Source organism: Paracoccus aestuariivivens (assembly GCF_009711225.1).
Classification (GTDB): Bacteria; Pseudomonadota; Alphaproteobacteria; order Rhodobacterales; family Rhodobacteraceae; genus Paracoccus; species Paracoccus aestuariivivens.
The window spans coordinates 45,906-56,906 of the sequence record NZ_WMIE01000008.1 but is presented as its reverse complement, the minus strand read 5'-3'; the positions used below and the strand labels follow the sequence as shown (position 1 = coordinate 56,906).

11 protein-coding genes are annotated in these 11,001 nt (G+C 64.2%); 7 read left to right on the top strand and 4 right to left on the bottom strand.

All coding sequences use genetic code 11. The annotated features are described in order from the left end of the window. Nucleotides 1–9: 9 nt before the first annotated feature. From purN to bhcR, 3 genes are all read right to left on the bottom strand, one after another. On the bottom strand, nt 10–606 hold the full coding sequence (gene purN, locus GL286_RS13780) for a phosphoribosylglycinamide formyltransferase (RefSeq protein WP_170295195.1): 597 nt from the start codon (nt 604–606) through the stop codon (nt 10–12). Then, the gene (gene purM, locus GL286_RS13775; RefSeq protein ID WP_155096152.1) at nt 603–1,649 is read right to left on the bottom strand and encodes a phosphoribosylformylglycinamidine cyclo-ligase; all 1,047 of its coding nucleotides are present in this window, start codon (nt 1,647–1,649) and stop codon (nt 603–605) included. The genes purN and purM overlap by 4 nt, the downstream gene beginning before the upstream one ends. An 81-nt stretch (nt 1,650–1,730) precedes the next feature. Then, a complete protein-coding gene (gene bhcR / locus GL286_RS13770; protein ID WP_155096151.1) occupies nt 1,731–2,537 on the bottom strand; it encodes an HTH-type transcriptional regulator BhcR in 807 nt (268 codons plus the stop codon). 184 nt (nt 2,538–2,721) lie between these two features. Here bhcR and bhcA point away from each other — a divergent pair, with 184 nt between their 5' ends. Genes bhcA through uraH form a run of 7 tightly spaced genes read left to right on the top strand, consistent with a single transcriptional unit; the run spans nt 2,722 to nt 10,239 of the window. Next, nucleotides 2,722–3,912 carry an L-aspartate--glyoxylate aminotransferase BhcA gene (gene bhcA, locus GL286_RS13765; protein ID WP_155096150.1) on the top strand — a complete coding sequence of 397 codons (1,191 nt, stop codon included), beginning with the start codon at nt 2,722–2,724 and terminating at the stop codon, nt 3,910–3,912. Nucleotides 3,913–3,914: 2 nt separating this feature from the next. Further along, nucleotides 3,915–4,874, top strand: a complete 960-nt coding sequence (gene bhcB / locus GL286_RS13760) for a beta-hydroxyaspartate dehydratase BhcB (RefSeq protein WP_211596343.1) — start codon at nt 3,915–3,917, stop codon at nt 4,872–4,874. A 9-nt stretch (nt 4,875–4,883) separates the two neighbouring features. Continuing rightward, nucleotides 4,884–6,047, top strand: coding sequence for a 3-hydroxy-D-aspartate aldolase BhcC (gene bhcC, locus GL286_RS13755; RefSeq protein ID WP_155096149.1), 1,164 nt, complete (start codon nt 4,884–4,886; stop codon nt 6,045–6,047). Then, a complete protein-coding gene (bhcD, locus tag GL286_RS13750; RefSeq protein WP_155096256.1) occupies nt 6,047–7,009 on the top strand; it encodes an iminosuccinate reductase BhcD in 963 nt (320 codons plus the stop codon). The genes bhcC and bhcD overlap by 1 nt, the downstream gene beginning before the upstream one ends. A gap of 34 nt (nt 7,010–7,043) precedes the next feature. Then, a complete protein-coding gene (locus tag GL286_RS13745) occupies nt 7,044–8,525 on the top strand; it encodes a nucleobase:cation symporter-2 family protein (protein ID WP_155096148.1) in 1,482 nt (493 codons plus the stop codon). An 11-nt stretch (nt 8,526–8,536) separates the two neighbouring features. Then, nucleotides 8,537–9,877 carry an 8-oxoguanine deaminase gene (locus GL286_RS13740; RefSeq protein ID WP_155096147.1) on the top strand — a complete coding sequence of 447 codons (1,341 nt, stop codon included), beginning with the start codon at nt 8,537–8,539 and terminating at the stop codon, nt 9,875–9,877. A gap of 11 nt (nt 9,878–9,888) precedes the next feature. Next, nucleotides 9,889–10,239: a hydroxyisourate hydrolase gene (gene uraH, locus GL286_RS13735; protein WP_155096146.1), complete on the top strand. Its 351-nt coding sequence runs from the start codon at nt 9,889–9,891 to the stop codon at nt 10,237–10,239. Nucleotides 10,240–10,289: 50 nt separating this feature from the next. Here the strand turns inward: uraH and GL286_RS13730 are convergent, their stop codons facing one another. Beyond that, on the bottom strand, nt 10,290–10,844 hold the full coding sequence (locus GL286_RS13730; protein WP_170295194.1) for an AAA family ATPase: 555 nt from the start codon (nt 10,842–10,844) through the stop codon (nt 10,290–10,292). Nucleotides 10,845–11,001 lie beyond the last annotated feature (157 nt).

Below are 11,001 nucleotides of genomic sequence, written 5' to 3'. Positions count from 1 at the left end.
TCCCCTTTTTTACGCCGCCGTCAGGCTGACGGGTGTCTGGTCGCCAAGCGCAAAGCGCCGCAGCACCTCGGGGTAAAGCCGGTGTTCTTGCACCAGTACCCGCGCCGCAAGCTGATCCGGCGTGTCGTCCGGCAGGACCGGCACCACTGCCTGACCAAGAATCGGACCCGCGTCCAGTTCCGGCGTGACCAGATGGACCGAGGCTCCTGCCTCGGCATCCCCCGCCTCGATGGCGCGCTGATGGGTGTGCAGGCCGGGGTATTTCGGCAAAAGCGAGGGATGGATGTTCAGCATCCGCCCCTCAAACCGCTGCACGAAGTCCGGCGTCAGAATGCGCATGAAGCCTGCAAGGCACAGGATATCCGGCTGCGCGGCAAGAATCGGCTCGATTAGCGCGGCCTCGAAAGCTGCGCGATCGCCTTTGTAGGCACGATGATCGACCGCGAAGGTCGGGACGCCCATCGCGGCGGCCTTGGCGAGGCCACCGGCATGGGGATCGTTCGAACCGACGATGACGGCGCGGGCGGGATGGTCACCGGTCATCGATTCGACCAGCTTCACCATATTCGATCCGCCGCCCGAGATCAGAATCGCGACGCGTTTCACCGCAGCTTGCCGTTGTAGCGCACACCCTCGCCCGGGACGACCTGCCCAAGGCGGACAACCGTCTCGCCCTCGGCTTTCAGCAGGGCTTCCAGCGCCTCGGCCCGATCAGCCGCAACCGCAAGGATCATGCCGATGCCGGAGTTGAAGGTCTTCAGCATCTCGGCCTCGGCGATGTCGCCGGCCTCGGCCAGCCAGTCGAAGACCGGCGGCAGGCTGAAGCTGTCCAGATCGACCTCGGCACCCAGACCTTTCGGCAACACGCGCGGCAGGTTCTCGGTGATGCCACCGCCGGTGATATGGGCTGCGGCATGAACACCGCCCGCGCGGATCGCGGCCAGAACCGGCTTGACGTAAAGCCGCGTCGGGACCAGCAGGGCCTGACCCAAAGTGCCTGTGCCGAAGGGCGAATCCGAATTCCAGTCCAGCCCCGCATGTTCCGCGACCTTGCGCACCAGCGAGAAGCCGTTGGAATGGACGCCATCCGAGGCAAGGCCCAGCAGCACGTCGCCATCCTGAACGTTTGCGGGCAGCGCGGTGCCACGCTCCATCGCGCCGACGGCGAAACCGGCCAGATCGAAATCGCCTTTGGCATACATGCCCGGCATCTCGGCGGTCTCGCCACCGATCAGGGCCGCGCCGGAGCGACGGCAGCCTTCGGCAATGCCGTTGATGACGCGCGTGGCCTCATCGACCGACAACTTGCCGGTGGCGAAGTAATCAAGGAAGAACAGGGGTTCGGCGCCTTGGCAGACCAGATCGTTCACGCACATGGCGACAAGGTCGATGCCCAGACCGTCCAACTCACCGGTGTCAATGCCGATGCGCAGCTTGGTGCCCACGCCATCGGTCGCGGCGACAAGGACCGGGTCCTGATAGCCCGCAGCGCGCGGATCGAACAGCGCGCCGAAGCCGCCCAGACCATCCATCACGCCGGGACGCTTGGTCGCGGCTGCGGCGGGCTTGATACGCTCGACAAGAGCGTTCCCTGCATCGATATCCACGCCTGCTTCGGCATAGGAAAGGCCAGTTTTACGCTCGGTCATGAGAGGGTCCCCTTTGGCTTTGCGCCCCGATAACGCAGGCCGCCCGCGCAGGCAATCATCCACAGCACCTAGCGGCGCTTTTCAGGCGATCCCGGTCGACAATTCCCGCCCCGCCGCGATGACTGCCCGCGCAATCGCGTCCAGACGCCCGTCGCTCATCCGATGGATGGGCCCCGAGACCGAGATCCCCGCCGCCGCCTCGCCGTTCAGATCGAAGATCGGCGCGGCGATGCAGCGCATCCCCGGAGCGCGTTCCTCATTGTCCAGCGCATAGCCGCGCTCACGGGTCAGGATCAGGTCGGCGGTCAGGTCCTCGGGCGTGGCCAGCGTCGTCGGCGTGAAGCGCTCCAGCCGCAGGCCCCGGATCATTTGCCGCAACTCCTCAGGCCCGGCATGGGCCAGCAGCGCCTTCCCGATCCCCGATGCATGCAGAGCCGAGCGCGTGCCGGGCGGAAAGAATGCGCGGATCGTCTCATGCGTCTCGGCCTGACTTATGAACAGGACCGCGTCGCCATTCAGGATGCCCAGATTGGCGGTCTCTCCGGTTTCCTCCATCAACCGGCGCAGCACGGGACGGGCGCGATCGACCAGCCCTGCCCTGCGCATGAAGGCCGAGCCCAGCCGGAACGCCGTCGGCCCGATCTGCCATTGCTGGTTTTGCCGATCCGTCTCGGCCATGCCGCGCGCGGCCAGCGTCACAAGAACGCGATGCACGGTCGAGGGCGCCTGATCCAGCCGCTGCGCGATCTCGCTCAGCGTCAGGCCATTGCCCGCCGCGATCACGTCGAGAACGTCGAGCGCACGCTCCAAAGCACGCACGCCTCCGCTATCCTCGCTGCCCTCTGCGCGACCTTTCGGGCGTCCCCTTTTTCGTGGCTCGGTCAACATTCAAGAAAACCTTTCGACAGCATTTTCATTTCGTTGAAAACGACAATTCCAGTCTGGAAAACAGCAAACACCTGATGGTTAACGGAAATCAATGCATTTTCCGCCATTGCGAAATCATTTTCAGAAAAATTGCCGGAATGGACAGCGCGGCCTAGCCTGAGAGACAAGTGCAGGAGGAAGCACCATGACCAGTCAGAACCCCATCTTCATCCCCGGCCCCACCAATATCCCCGAGGAATTGCGCAAGGCCGTGGACATGCCCACGATCGACCACCGCTCGCCGGTGTTCGGGCGCATGCTGCACCCCGCGCTGGAAGGCGTGAAAAAGGTGCTCAAGACCAGCCGCGCGCAGGTCTTCCTGTTCCCCTCGACCGGGACCGGGGGCTGGGAAACCGCGATCACCAACACGCTCTCGCCCGGCGACAAAGTGCTGGCTGCGCGCAACGGCATGTTCAGCCATCGCTGGATCGACATGTGCCAGCGCCACCGCCTCGAAGTCGCTACCGTCGAAACGCCTTGGGGTGAAGGCATCCCTGCCGCCCGCTTCGAGGAAATTCTGACCGCCGACAAGGGCCACGAAATCCGCGTCGTCCTCGCCACCCATAACGAGACGGCGACGGGCGTCAAATCCGACATCGCCGCGATCCGCCGCGCGCTGGATGCGGCGCGCCACCCGGCGCTGCTGTTCGTCGATGGGGTCAGCTCGATCGGCTCGATGGATTTCCACATGGATGAATGGGGCGTCGATATCGCCGTCACCGGCAGCCAAAAGGGCTTCATGCTGCCCCCCGGTCTGGCGATTGTCGCCTTCTCGCCGAAAGCCATGGCGGCAGTGGAAACCGCCAAGCTGCCGCGCACCTTCTTTGACATTCGCGACATGGCCACGGGCTATGCCCGCAACGGCTATCCCTATACGCCGCCGGTCGGGCTGATCAACGGGCTGAACGCGGCCTGCGAGCGTATCCTGTCCGAGGGGCTGGAGAACGTCTTTGCCCGTCACCACCGCATTGCGGGCGGCATTCGCGCCGCCGTCGATGCCTGGGGGCTGAAGCTTTGTGCCGCGCGGCCCGAGCTTTATTCCGACACGGTCAGCGCGATCCGTGTGCCCGAGGGGTTTGACGCTAACCGCATCGTCAGCCACGCACTCGAAACCTACGACATGGCCTTTGGCACCGGTCTGGGCGAGGTCGCGGGCAAGGTCTTCCGCATCGGCCATCTGGGCAGCCTGACCGACGCCATGGCGCTGTCGGGCCTTGCTGTCGCGGAAATGGTCATGGTCGATCTGGGACTGCCGATCCGCCTTGGCGCAGGTGTCGCCGCCGCGCAGGAGCATTACCGCCAATCGACGGTTTCGGCGCTTCGGAAGGCGGCCTGAGGATGCGTGACGCCATGTATATCCCGACGCTTTCGGACATGCTGATCGCGCGCAAGCGGATTGCGCCGCATGTGCATGTGACACCGGTACTGACCTCGCGGTTCCTCAATGACCTGACCGGGGCCGAGCTGTTCTTCAAATGCGAGAACCTGCAAAAAGCCGGGGCCTTCAAGGCGCGCGGCGCGAGCAACGCGGTCTTTGGGCTGACCGACGAACAGGCCGCGCGCGGCGTCGCTACCCATTCCAGCGGCAATCACGGCACCTGTCTGAGCTATGCCGCTGGCCGGCGGGGCATTCCCTGCACCGTGGTCATGCCCCGCACCGCGCCGCAGGCCAAGAAGGACGCCGTGCGCGGCTATGGCGGGCGGGTCGTGGAATGCGAGCCCTCGACCAGTTCCCGCGAGGCGGTCTTTGCCGAGGTCGTCGCCGAAACCGGGGCCGAGTTCGTCCATCCCTACAACGACTGGCGGGTGATCGCCGGACAGGCCACCTGCTCGGCGGAACTGGTCGAACAGGTCGAGCGCCTTGATGCGGTCGTGGCCCCGATCGGCGGGGGTGGCATGGTCTCGGGGACCTGCCTGACGCTCTCGAACCTTGCGCCAAAGACCCGGATCTTTGCCGCCGAGCCGCTGAATGCCGATGATGCCGCCCGCAGCTTCCGCGCCGGTCACATCATCGCCGATGACGCCCCCGAGACCGTGGCCGACGGGCTGAAAGTGCCGCTCAAGGAACTGACTTGGCATTTCGTCCAGAACCACGTCTCCGACATCCTGACCGCGACCGAGGATGAGATCGTGGACGCCATGAAGCTGATCTGGAAGCGCATGAAGATCGTGATGGAGCCCAGTAGCGCCGTGCCGCTGGCCACCATCATCAAGAACCGCGACATTTTCGCCGGCCAGCGCGTCGGCATCATCATCACCGGCGGCAATGTCGATCTCGACCGCCTGCCCTGGAACTGAGGACCTGCCATGAACGCCAAGACAGATTTCGCCGGTTTCGAAGTCGGCTATGACATCCCCGCTCTGCCCGGCATGGCCGAGGCCGATATCCAGACGCCCTGCCTGATCCTCGATCTGGACGCGCTGGAGCGTAACATCAGGAAAATGGGCGATTACGCCAAGGCGCACGGCATGCGCCACCGCAGCCACGGCAAGATGCACAAATCGGTCGATGTGCAGAAATTGCAGCAGGAACTGGGTGGTGCCGCAGGTGTCTGCTGCCAGAAGGTCTCGGAAGCCGAGGTCTTTGCCCGAGGCGGCATCAAGGACATTCTGGTGTCGAACCAGGTCCGCGATCCGGCCAAGATCGACCGCCTCGCCCGCCTGCCGAAACTCGGCGCGCGGATCATCACCTGCGTCGATGATCTGGCCAATGTCGCCGATCTGTCGGCGGCGGCGCAGCGCCACGGCACCGAGATCGAATGTTTCGTCGAAATCGACTGCGGCGCGGGGCGTTGCGGCGTGACCACTGCGGCCGCCGTGGTTCAGATCGCGAAGGCCATCGACGCGGCACCGGGCCTGAAATTCACCGGCATCCAAGCCTATCAGGGCGCGATGCAGCACATGGAAAGCTTCGTCGACCGCAAGGCCAAGCTCGACGCCGCCATCGCGCAGGTCAAAGAAGCCGTGGCGGCGCTGGAGGAAGTCGGCCTGTCGCCCGAACTCGTCTCGGGCGGCGGCACCGGCAGCTATTATTTCGAGAGCAATTCCGGCGTCTATAATGAGCTGCAATGCGGTTCCTATGCCTTCATGGATGCCGATTACGGCCGCATCAAGAACAGCGAAGGCACCCGCATCGACAAGGGCGAATGGGAAAACGCGCTGTTCATCCTGACCTCGGTCATGTCCCACGCCAAGGCGGATAAGGCGGTCTGTGATGCGGGGCTGAAGGCGCAATCGGTCGATAGCGGGCTGCCCTTCATCTATGGCCGCGACGATGTCGAATATATCAAATGCAGCGACGAGCATGGCGTGATCGCGGACCCCAAGGGCGTCCTTCAGGTCAATGAGAAGCTGCGCCTTGTCCCGGGCCATTGCGACCCGACCTGCAACGTTCACGATTGGTATGTCGGCGTGCGGAACGGCAAGGTGGAATGCGTCTGGCCGGTCTCGGCGCGCGGAAAGGGCTATTGATGCTGGTCGTCGCGGAACGCGAAATCGCGGGGCTGATGACCCCCGAGGCCGCCTATGACGCCATTGAGGCGGTCTTTGCCGCCATGGCCAAGGATCAAGCCTATAACTTCCCCGTGGTGCGCGAGGCCATCGGCCATGAGGACGCGCTTTACGGCTTCAAGGGCGGTTTCGACGGTGCCGCGCTGACGCTTGGCCTCAAGGCCGGGGGCTATTGGCCGCAAAACCAAAAGCACGGGCTGATCAATCACCAATCGACGGTCTTTCTGTTCGACGCCGATACCGGACGGGTCGCGGCGGCGGTCGGGGGGAACCTGCTGACGGCGCTTCGGACGGCGGCGGCCTCGGCGGTGTCGATCCGCTATCTGGCACCGAAAGGGGCGAAGGTTCTGGGCATGATCGGCGCGGGGCATCAATCCGCCTTCCAGATGCACGCCGCCGCCCGCGTCCATGGCTTTGAGAAGGTCATCGGCTGGAACCCCCATCCCGAGATGCTGACCCGCCTTGCCGACACCGCCACCGAGCTGGGCCTGCCCTTCGAGGCAGTGGACCTGCCGACGCTTGGCGCGGAAGCTGACGTGATCATCTCGATCACCTCGGCCTTCTCGCCGCTGCTTCTGGACGCACATGTCACGGGCACGACCCATATCGCCGCCATGGGCACGGACACCAAGGGCAAGCAGGAGCTTGACCCGGCGCTGGTCGCCCGCGCGCGTCTGTTCACCGATGAGGTCGCGCAATCCGTGGCCATCGGAGAATTCCAGCACGCCGTTGCGCAAGGGCTGATTGCAGAGGAGGCAATCACCCAGATCGGCGCCGTGGTGAACGGCATCCACCCCGGACGCGGGGATGCGGCACTGACGATTTTCGACGGCACCGGCGTGGGTCTGCAAGACCTCGCCGTTGCCCAGGCCGTCGTGAAACTGGCCCAAGCAAAGGGCCTCGCCCAGAAGGTCGAAATCTGACCAGGGGCTAGACGCAAGACAAGGGAGGAGAACCATGTCACACGAAACCGCCGGCCGGGGCATAGACCCGGTCGAGGAAATCCTGCCGGCTCCACGCCTGTTCACGCTGGGTTTCCAGCATGTGCTGGTCATGTATGCCGGAGCCATCGCCGTTCCCCTGATCGTGGGCCGCGCCCTGCAGCTATCGCCGCAGGACGTGGCCTTTCTGATTTCGGCGGACCTGTTCGTCTGCGGTCTGGTCTCGATCATTCAGTCGCTGGGCGCGACGCAATGGTTCGGGATCAAGCTGCCCGTGATGATGGGCGTGACCTTTGCCGCTGTCGGGCCGATGGTCTCGATCGCCAGTGCCCAGCCGGGGGCCGAGGGCGCGCGGATGCTGTTCGGCGCGATCATCGCCGCCGGCGTCATCTCGATCTTTCTGGCGCCCTATGTCAGCCGGTTGCTGCGGTTTTTCCCCAGCGTGGTGACGGGCACGGTTATTCTGGCCATCGGCGTCAGCCTGATGCCCATTGGCATCAACTGGATCTTTGGCCTGCCCTTTGGCCCGACCGCGCCGAAGCTGGTCGATCCCGCGCAGCAGGACTGGCTGAACGCCGCCATCGCCGCAGGCTCGGCCCCCGAGGGTGTCAAGCTGCTGCCGACGGTCCCGAACCCGGCCTATGCCTCAAGCCAGAACATCATCATCGGTCTGGTGGTGCTGGGCGCGATCCTGTTGCTCTCGCGCTTTGGTCGCGGCTTCGTCTCGAATATCGCGGTGCTTCTGGGCATTATCGGCGGCGGCGTGCTGGCTGCCAGCATGGGGATGATGCATTTCGATGCGGTCTCGCAGGCGGCATGGTTCGCGCCGATCCGGCCCTTCCATTTCGGAATGCCGATCTTTGACCCGGTGATGATCGCCACCATGCTGCTGGTCATGTTCGTGACCATGGTGGAATCGACCGGCATGTTTTTGGCGCTTGGCGAGATCTGCAACCGCAAGATCACGCCGAAAACCCTGTCCGCCGGACTGCGCGTCGACGGTCTGGGCACGGCGCTTGGCGGGCTTTTCAACACCTTCCCCTATACGTCCTTCAGCCAGAATGTCGGGCTTGTCGGGGTGACCGGCATCCGCTCGCGCTTTGTCTGCGTTGCGGGCGGCATCATCATGATCGTGCTGGGGCTGATCCCGAAAATGGGCGCGCTGGTCGAAAGCCTGCCGACCACGGTTCTGGGCGGCGCGGGTCTGGTCATGTTCGGCATGGTCGCGGCAACCGGCATCCGCATCCTTGCGAATGTCGATTTCGCGGGCAATCGGCACAACCTGTTCGTGGTCGCGATCTCGCTGGGGATGGCGATGATCCCGATGGTGGCGCCCGATTTCAACCAGTGGATGCCGCACGCTTTGCACCCGCTGATCCATTCTGGCATCTTGCTCGCGACGCTTTCGGCGGTGGCGCTGAACTGGTATTTCAACGGCGCGCCCCATGCGACCGAGGATGATATCCGCGCCGCTGGCCACGCCGCCGAAGCCCACTGAAAGGACCCAATATGACCCGAACCCTGATCCGCAAGGCCGAGGTGGTCGTCACCATGGACGGAACCCGGCGCGAGATCGCGGGCGGAGACGTGTTGATCGATGGCGGGGTCATCCTCGCCATCGGCACGAACCTTCCCGGTGAAGGTGCAGACGTGGTCGAGGCCAAAGGCTGCGTCGTCACCCCCGGCCTGATCAACACCCATCACCACCTGTTCCAGACCCTGACCCGCGCCGTGCCCGCCGCCCAAGACGCGGCGCTGTTTGGCTGGCTACGCACTCTTTACCCGATCTGGGCGCGGATGACGCCAGGCGACATCAAGCTTTCGGCCAAGGTCGGTCTGGCCGAACTGGCGCTGTCGGGCTGCACCTGCTCGTCCGACCATTTGTATCTTTTCCCGAACGGTTCGCGGCTGGATGACAGCATCGAGGCGGCCTCCGAGATCGGCATCCGCTTCCACGCCACGCGCGGCGCCATGTCTATCGGCGAAAGCAAGGGCGGGTTGCCGCCGGATTCACTGGTCGAGAACGAGGCCGCGATCCTGAAGGACAGCGAGCGCCTTGTTTCCGCCTTCCACGATCCCAATCCCGGCGCGATGGTGCAGGTGGGCCTTGCGCCCTGCTCGCCCTTTTCGGTCAGCCGCGAGTTGATGCGCGACGCCGCGATCCTCGCCCGCGAGAAAGGCGTGCGCCTGCACACCCACCTTGCCGAGAATGACGAGGACATCGCCTATTCGCTGCAGAATTTCGGCATGCTGCCGGGCGATTACGCCGAAAGCCTTGGCTGGACCGGCGACGATGTCTGGCACGCGCATTGCGTGAAGCTTTCGGACAAGGAAATCGACCTATTCGCCCGCACGGGCACCGGCGTCGCCCATTGCCCCTGCTCGAACGCGCGGCTGGCCTCGGGCATCGCGCCGATCCGGCAGATGCGGGATGCGGGCGTGCCGGTGGGGCTGGGGGTCGATGGCTCGGCCTCGAATGATTGCAGCCATTTGGGTCTTGAGGCCCGGCAAGCCATGCTGATGGCGCGGCTGAAAAACGGCCCTGCCGCGATGGGCGCGCGCGAGGCTTTGGAGATCGCCACACTTGGCGGTGCCCGCGTGCTTGGCCGCAGCGATCTGGGCAGCCTTGCCCCCGGCAAGCGCGCCGATTTGGTGCTGTGGGATATCACGGAACTCGCGGCGGCGGGCGAATGGGACCCGGTCGCGGCGCTGGTCTTCTGTGCGCCGATGCGCGCAAAATCCGTCTATGTCGAGGGCCTCGCGGTCGTCCGTGACCATCAACTGCTGACCGCCGACACCCGCAAACTGAACGATGAGGCCCGCACGGCCACCATCCGTCTCGCCAATTGAAAGGACCCATGATGGCCGGATTTCTGACCACCCATGTTCTCGACACCGCCAATGGCGCGCCTGCCCAAGGCATGCGGATCGAGCTTTACCGCCTTGATCCCGACCGCCGCTTGCTGAAGGAAACCGTCACCAACCATGACGGCCGCACCGATGCGCAAATCCTGCCTGCAGCCGAATTCGAGACCGGAGAATACGAGTTGCTGTTCCATGTCGGCGATTGGCTTGACGCGCAGGGGCATGAGGCGGCGAAGCCGCGCTTCCTTGACGTGATCCCGCTGCGTTTCGGCATGTCCGAGCAGGACCACTACCATGTGCCGCTGCTGATCTCGCCCTATGGCTATTCGACCTATCGCGGCAGTTGAGCCGCCGTCGCCGCGACGCTTTCCGAGGGGGCCATGCCCCCTCTTTTCATTTATCTTTGGCCCAACGCCTCGCTGATACTGGCGGTAACGAAGTCAGCCCGCGCGGCGATATCGGTCAACGGCAGATCGACGATCCGGTAGCCCAATGCCCGGTAGGTTTCAGCCATGACCTTGCCGGTCGCCTTGGCCTCGGCGCGGTCCTGCTTCCGTTCGGCATCATTGGTGAAAATCCGCTCCCAATAAGGCGCAAGGAAGACACAGGTGTTATAGCGGCGCATCCGACTCGCCTCGACGATATGCCGAGGCACTGGCAGACCGCAAAGCGTCAGATAGCCCATGACGTCGGGTATGCCGCGATCCATCACCACAACATCTGAAAGTGCTGAAGCCTCGCGATGGGACCGCAATTCCCAGCACAGCATCACCTCGGCGAACATGGCGCGATTGGCCCAAGGCAGGGCCGTGCCGCCGATGGCGACCTGATCCTGAATGATGGCCCTGCCTGCCTCGGGCATGGTGCGCAAGCCGCGTCGGGCCAAAGCCTCGATCAGGCTGGTCTTGCCCGAACCGGGGCCGCCGGTGACGATGAACAGATGATCAGTCACGACGCAATCCACCGGAAATCTGAAAATAAAGCGAATTGTTCGTTTCCGGTGGAAACATGGGTGGTCTCCTGCTTGATCTGGATATGAAGGAATGACGGGAATTGCAGCAGGAAGATCCTGCCCGATCACGGCAGACCGGATAAATTGCGCGAAAGAT